This window comes from Shewanella sp. WXL01, assembly GCF_012263345.1.
In the GTDB taxonomy this organism is placed as follows: Bacteria; Pseudomonadota; Gammaproteobacteria; order Enterobacterales; family Shewanellaceae; genus Shewanella; species Shewanella maritima.
In genome coordinates this window covers 877,460-893,593 of the sequence record NZ_JAAIKQ010000001.1, presented here as the reverse complement: position 1 = coordinate 893,593, position 16,134 = coordinate 877,460, and the positions used below count along the sequence as shown (strand labels likewise).

The 16,134-nt window shown below is 45.8% G+C and carries 14 protein-coding genes and 2 tRNA genes; 2 read left to right on the top strand and 14 right to left on the bottom strand.

Translation table 11 applies throughout. The features are described 5' to 3' along the window. Nucleotides 1-197: 197 nt before the first annotated feature. Nucleotides 198-2,276: a bifunctional diguanylate cyclase/phosphodiesterase gene (locus G3R49_RS03870; protein ID WP_130598177.1), complete on the top strand. Its 2,079-nt coding sequence runs from the start codon at nucleotides 198-200 to the stop codon at nucleotides 2,274-2,276. 142 nt (nucleotides 2,277-2,418) lie between these two features. Here G3R49_RS03870 and rpsO read toward each other — a convergent pair whose 3' ends face one another. The 14 genes from rpsO to rlmE all read right to left on the bottom strand — a co-directional run bounded on the left by rpsO (nucleotide 2,419) and on the right by rlmE (nucleotide 15,606). Beyond that, the gene (rpsO, locus tag G3R49_RS03865; RefSeq protein ID WP_130598178.1) at nucleotides 2,419-2,688 is read right to left on the bottom strand and encodes a 30S ribosomal protein S15; all 270 of its coding nucleotides are present in this window, start codon (nucleotides 2,686-2,688) and stop codon (nucleotides 2,419-2,421) included. 216 nt (nucleotides 2,689-2,904) lie between these two features. Beyond that, entirely contained in the window at nucleotides 2,905-3,843 is a 939-nt protein-coding gene (truB, locus tag G3R49_RS03860) for a tRNA pseudouridine(55) synthase TruB (protein WP_167868682.1), read from the bottom strand. Next, nucleotides 3,843-4,265 (bottom strand): 30S ribosome-binding factor RbfA, encoded by a 423-nt coding sequence (rbfA, locus tag G3R49_RS03855; protein ID WP_130598180.1) that lies wholly within the window; start codon nucleotides 4,263-4,265, stop codon nucleotides 3,843-3,845. Before rbfA ends, truB begins: the two co-directional genes overlap by 1 nt. Nucleotides 4,266-4,326: 61 nt before the next feature. Then, complete coding sequence (gene infB, locus G3R49_RS03850) at nucleotides 4,327-6,987, bottom strand: translation initiation factor IF-2 (protein WP_167868681.1); 2,661 nt, start codon at nucleotides 6,985-6,987, stop codon at nucleotides 4,327-4,329. A gap of 25 nt (nucleotides 6,988-7,012) precedes the next feature. Beyond that, nucleotides 7,013-8,512 carry a transcription termination factor NusA gene (gene nusA / locus G3R49_RS03845; RefSeq protein WP_130598182.1) on the bottom strand — a complete coding sequence of 500 codons (1,500 nt, stop codon included), beginning with the start codon at nucleotides 8,510-8,512 and terminating at the stop codon, nucleotides 7,013-7,015. Between the two features lie 30 nt (nucleotides 8,513-8,542). Next, on the bottom strand, nucleotides 8,543-8,998 hold the full coding sequence (rimP, locus tag G3R49_RS03840) for a ribosome maturation factor RimP (protein ID WP_130598183.1): 456 nt from the start codon (nucleotides 8,996-8,998) through the stop codon (nucleotides 8,543-8,545). Between the two features lie 167 nt (nucleotides 8,999-9,165). Beyond that, nucleotides 9,166-9,242: transfer RNA gene (locus G3R49_RS03835), tRNA-Met, on the bottom strand. Between the two features lie 86 nt (nucleotides 9,243-9,328). Then, nucleotides 9,329-9,414: transfer RNA gene (locus G3R49_RS03830), tRNA-Leu, on the bottom strand. Nucleotides 9,415-9,448: 34 nt separating this feature from the next. Continuing rightward, nucleotides 9,449-9,784, bottom strand: coding sequence for a preprotein translocase subunit SecG (gene secG, locus G3R49_RS03825; protein ID WP_130598184.1), 336 nt, complete (start codon nucleotides 9,782-9,784; stop codon nucleotides 9,449-9,451). Nucleotide 9,785: 1 nt separating this feature from the next. Further along, nucleotides 9,786-10,568 carry a triose-phosphate isomerase gene (tpiA, locus tag G3R49_RS03820; protein WP_130598185.1) on the bottom strand — a complete coding sequence of 261 codons (783 nt, stop codon included), beginning with the start codon at nucleotides 10,566-10,568 and terminating at the stop codon, nucleotides 9,786-9,788. Between the two features lie 134 nt (nucleotides 10,569-10,702). Beyond that, a complete protein-coding gene (gene glmM, locus G3R49_RS03815; RefSeq protein ID WP_167868680.1) occupies nucleotides 10,703-12,040 on the bottom strand; it encodes a phosphoglucosamine mutase in 1,338 nt (445 codons plus the stop codon). Between the two features lie 30 nt (nucleotides 12,041-12,070). After that, a complete protein-coding gene (folP, locus tag G3R49_RS03810) occupies nucleotides 12,071-12,904 on the bottom strand; it encodes a dihydropteroate synthase (RefSeq protein ID WP_167868679.1) in 834 nt (277 codons plus the stop codon). A gap of 82 nt (nucleotides 12,905-12,986) precedes the next feature. Beyond that, the gene (gene ftsH / locus G3R49_RS03805) at nucleotides 12,987-14,930 is read right to left on the bottom strand and encodes an ATP-dependent zinc metalloprotease FtsH (RefSeq protein WP_167868678.1); all 1,944 of its coding nucleotides are present in this window, start codon (nucleotides 14,928-14,930) and stop codon (nucleotides 12,987-12,989) included. A 46-nt stretch (nucleotides 14,931-14,976) separates the two neighbouring features. Continuing rightward, on the bottom strand, nucleotides 14,977-15,606 hold the full coding sequence (rlmE, locus tag G3R49_RS03800) for a 23S rRNA (uridine(2552)-2'-O)-methyltransferase RlmE (RefSeq protein WP_167868677.1): 630 nt from the start codon (nucleotides 15,604-15,606) through the stop codon (nucleotides 14,977-14,979). A gap of 92 nt (nucleotides 15,607-15,698) precedes the next feature. Between rlmE and yhbY the strand changes: the two genes are divergently transcribed. Beyond that, nucleotides 15,699-15,998, top strand: coding sequence for a ribosome assembly RNA-binding protein YhbY (gene yhbY / locus G3R49_RS03795; RefSeq protein WP_130598189.1), 300 nt, complete (start codon nucleotides 15,699-15,701; stop codon nucleotides 15,996-15,998). Nucleotides 15,999-16,134: the final 136 nt, after the last annotated feature.

Genomic DNA, 16,134 nt, shown 5'->3' with positions numbered 1-16,134 from the left:
TTATACCACTGTGGTTTTTGGTAATATGAATTGTTGATGACAATATCTATGATTTTGACTAGAGTTAGTGTAGCCCTGCTGACAAAAGTAGTACGATGCAAAAGACTGTAACTAAACGCTAAAGATAGCTGAGTGTCGGTCGTTATATATTGATTTCACAATAATAATCACGTCTAACAAGACACGGAAGCAACTGAATGAATGCAAGCTTTAAATCTCTGACTTGGAAACAAACCAATTTAGTTGTGTTTACAGCACTGTTCTTCGCGATTGCTATTTTCATTGTTGAAATTGCCCTCGTTGTTATTAGCACCAAGCAACAATTAACTGCTTCTCAACAAGAACTACTTGATTCGGTTGAACAAACTACTGCAAATGCGGTTTGGTCACTCGACGATAAGCTGGCAAATCAAACCCTTGAAGGCATCATTAAAGTTGACCATGTGGGTTCAGCCGTCATTGAATTAGACGACGGTAGCTTATTTGTGTCTGCCGCCAACGAAGCCGCTGAGCTGTCAGAAAATTACTATATGCTCAGCACCAAATTATTTGGTGGTTTAAAAGAAATCTCGCGCCCTTTGTACCGACCGTTTTACTTCGAAGGCAGTAAGCAGCAGCAGCTTATCGGCACCTTAACGATTTTCTACGACACACAAAAACTGACTAACAGCCTATTTGATCAGCTGCAGCTGAGCTTTATCGCCACCCTTGCACGCGCATTGCTGTTGACCTTAGTGCTTACTGTCGTGTTCCACCGTTTCTTGACCCAACCCATCGCGCAGATCAGTGAAGCTATCGACAAAATTGATACCGACAGCCCAGATGAAAACCTGCTACCGACAGCTAAAGCCCACAAGGACGACGAGCTCGGGCTAGTAACCAGTAAGTTTAACCAAATCCTGCTGCAATTTAGTCAGACGCAAAACAAACTGCGCAAAATGGCGACCCGCGACCCGTTAACAGGCTTACCAAATCGTACTTTGCTGCTAGAAACGTTAAACGTCACCATTCAGCGCTCTAGGGTACATAAGCGCAACTTTGCCCTATTGTTTATCGACTTAGACCGCTTTAAAAATGTCAACGACTCACTAGGCCATGCACTTGGCGATCAATTCCTCGCTCGTATCGCACGCATTTTAGAGCGGGTGGTTGGCGATAATGGCAGCGTGTCACGCCTTGGTGGCGATGAATTCGTTATTCTTGCTGACGACATTGAAAACCCAGATCAAGCTGCAGACTTTGTCGACAAGCTATTGATGCACCTCAACGCACCTGTGCAACTAGACGAGCATGCCATTCACCCAGCAGCGTCTATCGGGATTTCAATCTACCCAGAAGATGGCGTGTGCGCTGAAGACTTAATTCGCCACGCTGATATTGCCATGTACAGTGCCAAAGCTGCAGGCTCGAACCAATGGTCATTCTTTAAACAACAGATGACAGAGCAAGCTGCAGTGCGACTGCGCACTGAGGCATCTCTGCATGACGCGCTCAAAAACAACGAGTTTTTGTTGTACTTTCAGCCAAAACTAGATTTGCAAACTGGTGATGTAGTCAGCTGTGAAGCGCTTATTCGCTGGAAAAAGGACGGCAAACTGGTTAGCCCAGTTTCATTTATCCCGGTAGCTGAAGAGACCGGGATCATTATTCCAATTGGTCGCTGGGTTATCGAGCAAAGCTGTAAAATCATTCGCGAGTGGCAAAAGCAATACAATTTTGCCCTGCCGATTTCAGTCAATGTGGCTTCGCAGCAATTTGCTGATGCCAGCCTTATTCCTGATATTAAACAACTTGCTTTGCGCCATCAGGTGTCACCTGAGCTGCTTGAAATTGAGATCACCGAAACCTCATTAATGAATAACATTGATGAAGCTATCGTTAAGTTAGAGCAGCTTAAAAACGCTGGCTTTGGTATTGCGGTTGATGATTTTGGTACGGGCTACTCATCGCTTTCTTATTTGCGCCACCTACCCATTACTACCATGAAAATTGACCGTGCGTTTGTGAATGACCTGCCTGATGATAACGCCATTGCTTCGACCATTTTGATGTTAGGTAAACAGTTGAACCTGGACATCGTTGCCGAAGGAATTGAGACTCAAGAGCAATTAGACTGGCTGAAAGAACACGACTGTCCAATCGGTCAGGGCTTCTTCTACAGCCAACCATTACCGCTTGAAGAGTTTGAGCTAAAGTATGTCCTACCCAATGCCAATGAAGTTGGTACAAAGAGCAGCTTAACAGCTATCAACGATCAACAAAGCATCGCTAACTAGCAATTGATAGGGGCGTCAGCCATAAATTGTGGGCAAGTAAAACACAAACTCCTAAAAACGAATTAGAAAAGATCAATAAAAAAGGAGGCGTTAGCCTCCTTTTTTACGGTCTCTCGGTTGTCGTCACAACCAAGAAGTCGAATTAACGACGTAGACCTAGCTTTTGGATTAAAGCAGTGTAGCGAGCTACTTCAGTACGCTTAAGGTAAGCTAGAAGCTTACGGCGTGAGCTAACCATACGTAGAAGACCACGACGAGAGTGGTGATCATGGATGTGCTCTTTGAAGTGACCTTGAAGGTGGTTGATTTGAGCGGTTAATAAAGCAACTTGTACTTCAGTTGAACCAGTATCGTTCTCACCACGACCAAATTCAGCAACGATTTTTGCTTTTTGTTCATTACTTAGTGACATGAAAATCTCCAAAAAAATTTCTTAAGTTAACCCCAGCCGATCACTAACTCAGCCGAAGAGGGCGCGCTATTCTAACGAGAAAGCTAGACTAGCGCAATAAAAACTCGATTTAACCTACGATACTCAGCTTGCGCTTAGGCATTTGGCCAAGAATGTATTCGATAACGAACGAGTTAATCGCTAGATGGAATATGCTAAGAACTCAAAAACTATGAACTAATCGCGAAGCACAACGAGGCGCTTAGGAGCGAGCAAACCATCATTATTCATGCTGCCAATACCCACAAACTGTTTAGCATCACCTATGGTGATCCTAACGAGTTCATCAGGCTGTAATCCAGGAGTCTGAATCGCTTGTCCACGCATAACATATTCAAGCATAGCTTGAGGTAGATTAACCTCTGCAAAATGGCTTACAGCGGTATCCATTGGCAGTAAAAGCGGGTCGAGTAAATCACTCGGCTCTACCCCCTGCTCTTTAGCTTGATCAACGAGCTTTTCTAGCTGAGCTAAACTTACCATGCGATCATAAGGATAAGTTGCGACCTGAGTACGGCGCAGCATAATCACGTGCGCGCCACAGCCTAGCATCTCGCCCAAATCGTCAATAATGGTACGAATATAAGTACCCTTAGAGCAGTGAATATCTAAGGTGAGCTCATCACCTTGTAAGCCTAAAAAGTTAAGCTCATAAACGGTAATTGGACGCGCCTCACGCGGCACTTCAATCCCTTCACGAGCATACTTGTATAACGGCTGGCCTTGATACTTAAGCGCTGAAAACATTGATGGCACTTGCATGGTATCGCCGCGAAAATGCTCAAGTGCAGTTTGCAGCTGCTCATCATTGAAATTGACTTCACGCTCTTGTACAACTTCGCCATCTGAATCGCTAGTGTCGGTACGCTGACCTAACTTGGCGATAACCGTATAACGCTTATCAGAGTCGAGTAAATGCTGCGAAAACTTAGTCGCTTCACCAAGACACACAGGCAACATACCCGTTGCTAATGGGTCTAGCGCACCGGTATGCCCTGCTTTGTTGGCATTAAAGAAACGCTTAACGCGTTGCAGAGCATGATTCGAGCTCATGCCAGTATCTTTATCTAGCAGCACAATACCGTTAATAAAGCGACCTTTTTGACGACGAGCCATTAGTCTTGCTCCTTGCCTTCGTCGTTGTCTACTTCATCTGCGCGGCCACTGTCGATTTGTTTTTGTTTATCTTTACTGATCACCTGGCTAACAAAGTTAGACATCTTCATGCCTTCAACCAGTGATGAATCATAAACAAAACGCAGCTCAGGCATAACGCGCAGCTTTAAACGACCAGCTACTAGCGTACGCGCATATGGAGCAGCGGCTGTCAGCGCTTCGATTTTCTCTTTGACTAACTCTTGGTCTTCTTCAAAGAAGGTCACAAATACTTTGGCGTAGCTTAAGTCACGTGACACTTCAACGTCGTTTACAGTCACGAAACCTACACGAGGGTCTTTAATATCTCTTTGCAATACTAGCGCTAATTCTTGCTGTAATTGCTGGGCGATACGACGAGTTCGGCTAAATTCATTTGCCATAATGTTGCCCCTTAAAATCTTGTTTAATCAAAAAGGGCGGCTAATGCCGCCCTTAGATATCTTAAAGTGTTCTAGCCACTTCGACGGTTTCGAAGACCTCAATTTGGTCGCCAACACGTACGTCGTTGTAGTTCTTAACACCGATACCACATTCCATGCCGTTACGAACTTCGTTTGCGTCATCTTTGAAGCGGCGTAGAGACTCTAGCTCACCTTCATAGATAACCACGTTGTCACGTAGTACACGGATTGGCGCGCTGCGCTTAACCACACCCTCAGTCACCATACAACCAGCAATTGCGCCAATCTTAGGAGACTTGAACACGTCACGTACTTCAGCAAGACCAATGATTTCTTGTTTGAATTCAGGAGAAAGCATACCGCCCATCGCTGATTTCACTTCGTCAATTAGGTCGTAGATTACGCTGTAGTAACGTAGGTCAACGCTTTCTGCTTCGATTGTCTTACGCGCCTGTGCATCAGCACGTACGTTAAAGCCAACCATGATAGCGTTAGAAGCTGCTGCTAGTGTTGCATCAGTTTCAGTTAGACCACCTACACCGCTAGCGATGATGTTAACTTTAACTTCATCAGTAGACAGTTTGTTCAGAGAGTCAGAAATCGCTTCAAGCGAACCTTGTACGTCTGCCTTAAGTACGATGTTCAGCTCTTGAACTTCGCCTTCAGTCATGTTGGCAAACATGTTTTCTAGTTTAGACTTCTGCTGGCGAGCTAGCTTAACGTCACGGAATTTACCTTGACGGTAAAGTGCTACTTCACGTGCTTTACGCTCATCACGTACAACTGTTGCTTCGTCACCCGCTGAAGGCACACCAGATAGACCTAGGATCTCAACTGGAATAGATGGGCCAGCTTCTTTAATTGCTTTACCGTTCTCGTCTTTCATCGCACGAACTTTACCGTACTCTAGACCACATAGAACGATGTCACCTTGCTTCAGAGTACCTTCTTGTACAAGTACTGTAGCAACTGGGCCGCGACCTTTATCAAGTTTAGACTCTACAACCACACCTGCAGCCATACCTTCACGTACCGCTTTAAGCTCTAGTACTTCAGCTTCAAGTAGGATGCCTTCTAGCAGCTCGTCAATACCAGTACCTTGCTTAGCAGATACGTGTACGAACATGTTGTTACCGCCCCAATCTTCTGACATCACGCCATGCTGAGCTAGCTCAGACTTGACGCGATCAGGATCAGCTTCAGGCTTATCAATCTTGTTCACTGCAACGATTAGCGGTACATCACCAGCTTTAGCATGTTGAATCGCTTCAATCGTTTGTGGCATTACGCCGTCATCAGCCGCAACAACCAGAATTACGATATCGGTAGCCTTAGCACCACGAGCACGCATTGCGGTAAACGCGGCGTGACCAGGCGTATCTAGGAAGGTGATCATACCGTTGTCGGTTTCAACATGGTATGCACCAATGTGCTGGGTAATACCACCTGCTTCGCCTGACGCTACTTTCGCCGCACGAATGTAGTCAAGTAGCGATGTCTTACCATGGTCAACGTGACCCATGATGGTAACAACAGGAGCACGTGGCTCAACTGAAACATCACCATCACGGTCTGAAAGTACTTGATGCTCTAGCTCGTTTTCACGAGTCAGTACTACTTTGTGGCCCATTTCTTCAGCAACAAGTTGCGCAGTTTCTTGGTCTAGAACCTGGTTAATGGTAACCATAGAGCCCATTTTCATCATTTGCTTAATGATCTCGGTAGCTTTAACAGCCATCAAGTGAGCAAGTTCAGAAACCGTTACCGTTTCACCAATACGTACGTCGCGAGTTACCGCTGCAGCTGGCTTGTTAAAGCCGTGAGCCATTGACTCTGGCGCTACAGTGCGGTTGTTACGTGCACCGCGGTTGTCACGACCGCCTTTGCCGCCACGTTTCTTGTTGGCGTTCTTGTTACGAGAACGACGACCGCGCTTTTCTTCTTCCATATCAGACTTGTCTTCAGCAGCACGAGCTTCTTTAGACTTAGTGATATGGTGGTCGCTGTTCTTTTCAGCTTCCAGGCGCGCGCGCTCTTCTTCAGCCCAACGCTTTTCGTTTTCTTCAGCAAGCTTGCGTGCTTTTTCAGCTGCTTCATCAGCTTCTTGCTTCTGCTTTTGCTTAAGCGCTTCTTCTTGCGCTGCTTTAATGCGGTCAGCTTCAGCTTTTGCTGCTGCAGATTCAGCATCATCTTCAGGCTTAGCTTGTGCTTTCGCTTCTGCTTGCTTAGCTGCTTTTTCAGCTTTTGCTTTAGCTTCAGCTTCTTTTTTAGCTTTTGCTTCAGCGTCAGCTTTAGCCTTAGCTTCAGCTTTTGCTTTTGCATCGGCTTCTGCCTGCGCTTTAGCCGCGGCCTCTGCCTCTGCTTTTGCCTTCGCTTCAGCTTCAGCTTGTGCAGCTAACTCTGCTGGATCACGCTTAACAAAAGTACGCTTTTTGCGTACTTCAACTTTTACGTCTTTAGACTGACCACCGTTACCGGCAACACTCAGTGTTGATACGGTTTTACGTTGCAACGTCATCTTGGTCGGCGCGCTATCACCACCATGTTGCTTTTTCAGGTGCTCAAGAAGCTGCTGCTTTTCGTCTTCTGACACAGTGTCAGCTTTCTTCTTGCTAATGCCAGCTTCTGAAAACTGTTCAATGAGTCTTTCAACAGTTTTGCCAACTTCGCTAGCTAACTTTTCTACGCTTGTATCTGCCATTCAATAAATCCCCCTGTTGATCGACTTATGCTTCTTCGCCAAACCAACAGATGTTGCGGGCTGCCATGATTAGCTCACCAGCTTTTTCTTCTGTTAATTCTTCAATGTCGACTAAATCGTCAATACCTTGCTCAGCAAGGTCTTCTAGCGTTACTACGCCTTTACTTGCTAGTACGAACGCTAAATGACGCTCTAGTCCTTCAAGAGCAAGTAAATCTTCACTCGGCTGTGCACCATCTAATGCTTCTTCTGAAGCCAGTGCACGAGTTGAAATAGCGGCTTTCGCACGCTCACGTAAAGCTTCAACAATTCCTTCGTCAAAACCATCAATTTCTAGTAGCTCAGCCTCTGGTACATAAGCTACTTCTTCAAGTGAGGTGAAGCCTTCTTCAACCAGTACAGTTGCAAAGTCTTCATCTACATCTAGTGAAGAAACGAATAATTCGATAATTTTCGCGCTTTCAGCTTGGTGCTTAGCGTTCATTTCTTCAACTGTCATTACGTTCAGCTCCCAACCAGAAAGCTCGGTAGCTAAACGTACATTTTGACCGTTACGGCCAATGGCTTGCGCTAGGCTGTCAGCTTCAACCGCAATGTCCATTGAGTTGTTGTCTTCATCAACAATGATTGAAGCAACATCTGCTGGCGCCATCGCGTTGATAACGAACTGTGCTGGGTTATCGTCCCACATCACAATATCCACACGCTCGCCGCTTAGTTCATTCGATACAGCTTGAACACGCGCACCGCGCATACCTACACATGCACCAACTGGGTCAATACGCTTGTCGTTGGTCTTAACCGCAATCTTAGCGCGCGCACCTGGATCACGAGCTGCTGAAACGATTTCAATCATTTCATCAAGAATTTCCGGTACTTCCACACGGAATAGCTCAACCAGCATTTCTGGCTTGCTGCGAGTTAAGAACAACTGGGCACCACGAGCTTCTGGACGTACAGCGTAAAGCAACGCACGTACACGGTCGCCTGGGCGGAATGACTCACGACTGATTAGGTCTTCTTTGTAAAGTACGCCATCAGCGTTATTACCTAGGTCAACAACCACACTGTCACGGGTGCTCTTTTTCACCACACCAGTTACAATCTCGCCTTCGCGCTCGATAAACTGCTCAACAATTTGCGCACGTTCAGCTTCACGTACTTTTTGTACGATAACTTGCTTGGCGGTTTGTGTCGTAATACGGTCGAAAACCACTGATTCGATTTCGTCTTCGATGTACTCACCAGGTTGAATTTCTGGATTTTCGTAACGCGCCGCTTCTAGTGTGATTTCTGCAAATGGGTTTTCTAATGCTTCACCATTGTCATCAACTACCATCCAACGACGGAAAGTTTCGTAATCACCAGACTTACGGTCGATAGAAACACGAACTTCAATATCGCCTTCGTATTTTTTCTTGGTTGCAGTCGCAAGTGCAATTTCTAGCGCTTCAAAAATTTTCTCACGCGGTACAGCTTTCTCATTCGAAACCGCTTCCGCGACTAACAGGATCTCTTTATTCATTTGGTCTTGCCTCGTTCTTCACCTGAACCATCAAAACTTAGCGATAACGTTGCCTTTACGGATATTATCCAATGCAACAATTAACTCTTTTCCATCTACCGTGAAGGTAAGCATTTGCCCATCAACAGCGGTTATCTTTCCTTTTAAGTTACGACTGCCATTAACTGGCATCGTTAACTGTACCTTGGCGTCTTCACCAATGTATGCCGCGTATTGTTCAGCACTGAACAAAGGACGGTCTACACCAGGAGATGACACTTCAAGGGTGTATTCGGTCGAGATAGGATCTTCAACATCCAAGATTGCACTGACCTGACGACTCGCCTCAGCACAATCTTCAATATTGATGCCATTCTCAGCATCAATGAAAACTCGGATAACTGAATGCTTACCAGCTTGAATATACTCAATGCCCCATAAGTCAAAGCCTAATGCTTCAACAGGACCGGTTAGCATTTCAACCAATTTTGATTCTAAAGTTGCCAAAAATGACCCCCAAAAAAACGAAAAAAGGGCATAAAGCCCCTAAAACGATCCACTACATGGATAATTATAAAGTCCAATAACAAAAAAACCTCGTAAATACGAGGCTATTTATTATAGAACCTGTAATGTTGAGATGATTACATACTGAATTCATCTACAACAGGAGCTGGTTGCGGGAGCCGGATTTGAACCGACGACCTTCGGGTTATGAGCCCGACGAGCTACCAAGCTGCTCCATCCCGCGTCAACTGGTGCAAATTATATTGACTTACGTCTTAACTTGCAATGACAAACTCTTTAAAAATCACTTTTATCCGAGTCTATCGAAAGTGGTGCGGATGGTGGGACTTGAACCCACACGAGCATAGCTCACCACCCCCTCAAGATGGCGCGTCTACCAATTCCGCCACATCCGCATTTAAATCTTTCAGCTTCAATAGAAGCTAGGTCTTAGTCAGGGATTTCTGACTCAGACGCTGGGTTTGTTGCAGGTACTTCTTCGACAACTTGCTCAGCTGTAGAGCTTAAATCGTCAAACGCTTTGTCGTCTTTAGCGTGGTTGGCACTCAAGTTACCAATGATCAAGCTAAGAGTGAAAAAGCCAATCGCTAAAATAGCGGTACTGCGAGTCAGGAAGTTACCTGAACCACCAGAGCCAAATAGTGTGCCTGAAGCACCAGCTCCGAATGATGCGCCCATATCAGCGCCTTTACCCTGCTGGATTAGGATTAGACCGATAAGGCCAATCGCTACCAATAAATAAACTACTATAAGAACTTCGTACATGTTACGCGCTCATTGCTATGGTACATAAACTTAAAAACTCCGACGAGTTTAAGCTAGCACCGCCTATCAGTCCACCATCAACATCAGGTTGCGCAAAAATATCTGCGGCGTTATTCGGTGTCACACTGCCACCGTATAGAATTCTGATGTTCTCTCCAATAAATGGAGACACTTCAGAGAGGCGGCTGCGAATAAACGCATGAACTTCTTGTGCCTGCTCTGGTGTAGCGCTCTTACCTGTACCTACTGCCCATAAAGGTTCGTAAGCGATAATCGCGTTATCAAAAGCCATGGTACCGTTTTTTTCAATAACTACGTCTAGCTCTTCAGCGATCACCTCAAAGGTACGTCGTGCTTCACGAGCTGGACCTGACTCACCAACACATAGGATTGGAGTCAAACCGTGCTTCTGCGCAGCTGCGAATTTTTCAGCTACGATGTTACTGGTTTCGCCATACATGCGACGACGTTCTGAGTGACCGATAATCACATATCGACAGCCAGAGTCTTTAAGCATTTGACCTGAAATTTCACCAGTATAAGCGCCAAAGTCGTGTTGACTTACATTCTGGGCGCCCATTCTAACAAGCGCACCATCTAGGGTTTGCTTGTTATCCTCAAGTAGTTGCCTCACGCTTTCTAAATAAATAGTTGGCGGGCATAACACCACTTCAGCAGAATCATTCTGGAGTTTTGCAGCAAACTTCTTGAATAGCTCTTGCGCAAGCTGTGCGCTGCCATTCATTTTCCAGTTGCCTGCGACCATTGGACGTCTAAGTGCCATCACTGTCTCCTCTGAAAGCGGCGTGAATAATAGCGAACCACTAGATAAGTTACAATAGATAAAGCGGGAATTATTGAGATAAGTTGTCGAAATGCCTATTTTTTAGGCTCGCGACAACCTAGCTCAAATTGATGTTAACACGCTGTTTTAACAACATCAGCAATTGCGTGAGCGTGAGCATAAACTTGGTCGTAATCTTCACCCTCCACCATAACGCGCAGCAGTGGTTCAGTGCCTGATTTACGCAGCAATACCCGGCCAGTTTCGCCAAGTTTAGCTTCCACGTCGGCTTGTGCTTGTTGTACTGGACTTGACGTCAGCGGGTCAGCATCACCTTCAAAACGTACATTTACCAGCACTTGCGGCAGCATGGTGACCGGTTTAATCAAATCAGATAGACTTAAACCTTGTCTACAAATAGCAGCGAGCACAAGAATACCAGCGACAATACCATCACCGGTAGTACCATGGGCTAAATCAAGAATATGGCCAGAGTTTTCGCCGCCAATACGCCAATTGTTTTGCTTTAGTAGCTCCATTACATAGCGGTCACCCACTTTAGAGCGTGCAAACGGAATGTTTTGCGCTTTTAACGCGAGCTCAAGACCAAGGTTAGACATTAGCGTACCCACTACACCACCTTGAAGCACTCCGCGTTTTTGCGCATCGTCGGCAATGATGTAAAGGATTTGGTCGCCATCAACCACTTCGCCCTCAGCATTAACCATCATAATACGGTCGCCATCGCCATCTAAGGCGATACCAAGGTCTGCATTATGCTCAGTCACTGCCGCGCATATCTGCGCCATTGATGTAGCGCCGACTTTATCATTAATATTAGTGCCGTTAGGTTTATCACCAATGGTAATGACTTCTGCACCTAACTCGCGAAATACGTTTGGCGCAATGTGGTAAGTCGCACCATGGGCACAATCGACAACAATTTTTAACTTGCTAAGCGAATATTGACTAGGAAAGTGACCTTTACAGTATTCAATGTAACGCCCAGCGGCATCATCAATACGCTTAGCCTTACCTAGCTCATGTGACTCAACGCAGGTAAGTGGTTTTTCAAGCTCAGCTTCAATCGCCAGCTCAATGTCGTCATCAAGCTTACTGCCATCGGCAGCAAAGAACTTGATGCCATTATCGTAATAAGGGTTGTGTGATGCGCTAATCACAATGCCGGCCTCTGCACGGAAGGTGCGCGTTAAATATGCCACAGCTGGCGTTGGCATAGGGCCAAGTAAAAATACGTCTAAGCCAGCAGCAGATAGACCAGCTTCTAGCGCAGACTCAAATAAATAGCCTGAAATACGCGTGTCTTTACCAATAATCACTTTTTTGGTGCCATTCCGCGAAAGCACACGCCCAGCAGCCCAGCCAAGTTTAAGGGCGAGTTCAGGGGTCATCTTGCCTGAACCTACTTTACCGCGAATGCCATCTGTACCGAAAAATTGTCTTTGTTTCACTTTATTATCTCTTTTCTTGCTTTCGCTAACCTAAACACTGGCCATGGTCGCTGACATAACACGCAATACGTCGCTAGTTTCAGCAACATCATGCACTCGCAAAATTTGCGCGCCTTGCTGTGCGGCAATTAACGCTGCAGACAAGCTACCCGCTAATCGCTGCTCTACCGGGCGCTCAAGCAAATCACCAATCATACTCTTACGCGACATACCGATCAGTAACGGTAGGTGTAACTCATGAAATCTTGGCAGACAGGCTAGTAAGCGATAGTTATGCTCTAATGTCTTACCGAACCCAAAACCTGGGTCGAGTATTAAATTGGAGCGATCAATTCCTGCCGCTTCACATGCCACAATACGCTGCTCAAAAAAATGCAGTACCTCTTCTACCACATCGACATACGCAGGCGCATCTTGCATTGTCTCTGGACTACCTTGCATGTGCATTAAGCACACAGGTACTTGCAGCTTAGCTGCAACCTCAAGCGCACCGGGCTCTCGCAAGGCTTTCACATCATTAATCATGTGTGCGCCGGCTAGCACAGCTTGCTCCATTACCTGCGGCTTACTGGTATCTACGGAGATCCACACATCATGCTTTTCAGCCGTGTACTTAATGATAGGGATCACCCGTTCAAGCTCTTCTTCTACTGAGACAGCCTTAGCTCCAGGGCGCGTTGACTCGCCGCCAACATCAATAATTACCGCGCCTTCTGCCACCATGTAATCGACATGTTCACACGCCTTTTTAAAGGACTCGAACTGACCACCGTCAGAAAAGGAGTCTGGGGTAATATTCGCTATCCCCATAATTTGTGGAGAGCTTAAATCTAAGGTTTTGTCAGCACTTGTCAGTTCAAACACACTTTACCTACTACAACAATTTATTTTTTTAAACCCACAAACAAGAAAACCCCTCGCGGGGTTTTCTCAATAAGCGGCTCAATTACTTCGCTGGAGACTCGTCAGCTTCATCTGCTGAAGCATCCATTTTTGTCTCTTCAGACTCTTGAGCTTTTGGCGCATTGCCACTGCTGCTGTCATCAGATGAATCATCTGCCTGCCAATCTGCAGGTTGGCGCACCTCACGACGGTTCATCAGATCATCAATTTGCTCTGAATCAATGGTTTCATACTTCATCAGCGCTTCTTTCATCGCATGAAGAATATCCATATTGTCAGTTAGCATTTGATTAGCGCGCTCATAGTTTTTATCAATGAAAGTTTTCACTTCACTATCGATAAGCGCAGCAGTATCACCTGACATAGCCTTAGCCTTACCCATACTGCGACCTAGGAATACTTCACCTTCTTCCTCAGCATAAAGCAGTGGACCTAACTTGTCAGAGAAGCCCCACTGGGTAACCATGTTACGAGCAATCGATGTCGCGTATTTAATATCTTGTGACGCACCAGTTGATACCTTGTCGCTACCGTAAATCAACTCTTCGGCGATACGGCCACCGTATGCCACTGAAATTTGTGATTCCAGTTTTTGACGGCTTTGGCTAATCGCATCAGCTTCAGGCAAGAAGAAAGTCACACCAAGTGCACGGCCACGAGGGATAATAGTTACCTTATGCACAGGGTCGTGCTCAGGTACCAGACAACCAACGATTGCATGACCCGCTTCGTGGTAAGCGGTCATTTCTTTCTCGTCTTCAGACATCACCATAGAGCGGCGCTCAGCACCCATCATGATCTTGTCTTTAGCACGCTCAAACTCTTCCATACCGACCATGCGGCGGTTGCCACGAGCAGCAAATAGCGCCGCTTCGTTAACAAGGTTGGCAAGGTCTGCACCAGAGAAACCAGGTGTACCACGGGCAATCACACTTGCCTTAACATCGTCAGACAAAGGCACTTTGCGCATGTGAACTTTAAGAATTTGTTCACGGCCTCGTACATCAGGCAGGCCTACAACCACCTGGCGGTCAAAACGGCCTGGACGCAATAATGCTTGGTCTAATACGTCTGGACGGTTAGTCGCAGCGATAACAATAATACCTTCGTTACCCTCGAAACCATCCATCTCAACTAGCATTTGGTTAAGTGTTTGCTCACGTTCATCGTGACCTCCACCAAGACCAGCACCACGTTGGCGGCCTACCGCATCAATTTCATCGATGAAGATAATACAAGGCGCTGACTTTTTCGCTTGCTCGAACATGTCGCGCACACGCGATGCACCGACACCAACGAACATTTCTACAAAGTCTGAACCAGAAATGGTGAAAAACGGTACTTTAGACTCGCCAGCAATGGCTTTTGCCAGTAGCGTTTTACCTGTACCTGGAGGTCCCACCATCAACACACCGGTAGGAATTCGGCCGCCAAGCTTTTGGAATTTAGTTGGGTCACGAAGATAGTCAACCAGCTCTTTCACTTCTTCTTTTGCTTCGTCACAACCAGCTACGTCAACAAAAGTCGTTTTGATTTGGTCTTCGCTCATTAACTTGGCTTTACTCTTACCAAAGGACATCGCGCCCTTTCCGCCGCCACCTTGCATCTGACGCATGAAGAATATCCATACACCAATTAGCAGTAACATTGGGAACCAAGAAATAAAAATTTGCGTCAAGAAGCCAGATTCTTCTGCTTCCTGACCTTTCATCGCGATACCTTTACGATCAAGTTCATTAATCAAATCGCGGTCGTACATAGGCATAATGGTGACAAATTTTTCGCCACTACGCTTAGTACCTTCAATGGTGCGTTGGTCACTTTTCACTTCAACCGAAGCGATCTGACCATTATCAACACTATTTAGAAACGCGGAATAATCCATCTTCTGCGAGTTCGTAGAAGAGGGGGAGTAACCCTGAAATACCGACATCAACACCACGGCGATGACGACCCAGAGTATTAAATTTTTTGCCATATCACTCAAATTATTAGACCTCTATTAAAGTCTCGAGATTGTTACCACTAGACTACTATAACTTGTAACCGGTCGCCACTAGGTAAACTTCTCTAGAGCGGGCTCTAGAAGATTCAGGCTTACGGGTTTTAACTACTTTAAATGCTTGTTTAACGGCTTTCATATACTCGTCAAAGCCTTCCCCCTGAAAGACCTTAACCGCAAAGCAGCCGTTAGGTGCCAATACTTGATGACACATGTCTAACGCTAGCTCCACCAAGTACATAGCACGCGGTTGGTCGACCGCGCCTGAACCACTCATATTGGGCGCCATGTCTGATAGTACCACATCGACTTTGTCTTCACCTACACGTTCCAACAAGGCTTCAAGCACCTTGTCTTCACGAAAATCACCTTGTAGGAAATCGACGCCAACGATTGGGTCCATCGGTAAAATGTCACAAGCGATCACTTTACCCTGCTCACCTGCAAGCTTGACCGCAATTTGCGACCAACCACCTGGTGCGGCACCAAGGTCAACCACCGTCATTCCTTGCTTAATCAGGTTGTCTTTTTCTTGGATTTCTTCCAGTTTAAAAGCGGCACGAGAACGAAGACCACGCTTTTGTGAGAGTTTCACATAATGATCATCGAAGTGTTCTTGCATCCAGCGAGTTGAACTCGCACTACGTTTTTTAGCTGCCATTAAGTATCCGCAACAAAAATAAAAGTTACATAAGCTGTATATAAGGGTAGAATAGCGGCTTTTCAACAGTAACCTAGAAAAAGTTGGTAGAAATGAACTTAACAACCAAACAAAAACAGCACTTAAGAGGATTGGCGCATAGTTTAAAGCCAGTTGTGCTGCTTGGTGCCAATGGACTGACTGAAGGTGTACTCGCTGAAATTGATAGCGCACTTAGTCACCATGAGCTGATTAAGGTAAAAGTTGCCACTACTGACCGAGAAATGAAAGCTGCAATCATGGACGCCATTGTACGTGAAACTCAATCAGTAAAAGTTCAGGTAATTGGCCATATCTTAGTTTTATTCCGTCAATCGGAAGAAATGAAAGTGGCATTGCCTCGGGCAAAATAATCTCGCTCGTCATATCGCGAAGATAACCAATAAAAAACCACTGCCAAGGCAGTGGTTTTTTATTATGTAAAGCTAATATCAATCAACAACATTGCTGATTAACCTGAACTCTGGATAAGGAAGTGCCAACCACTAC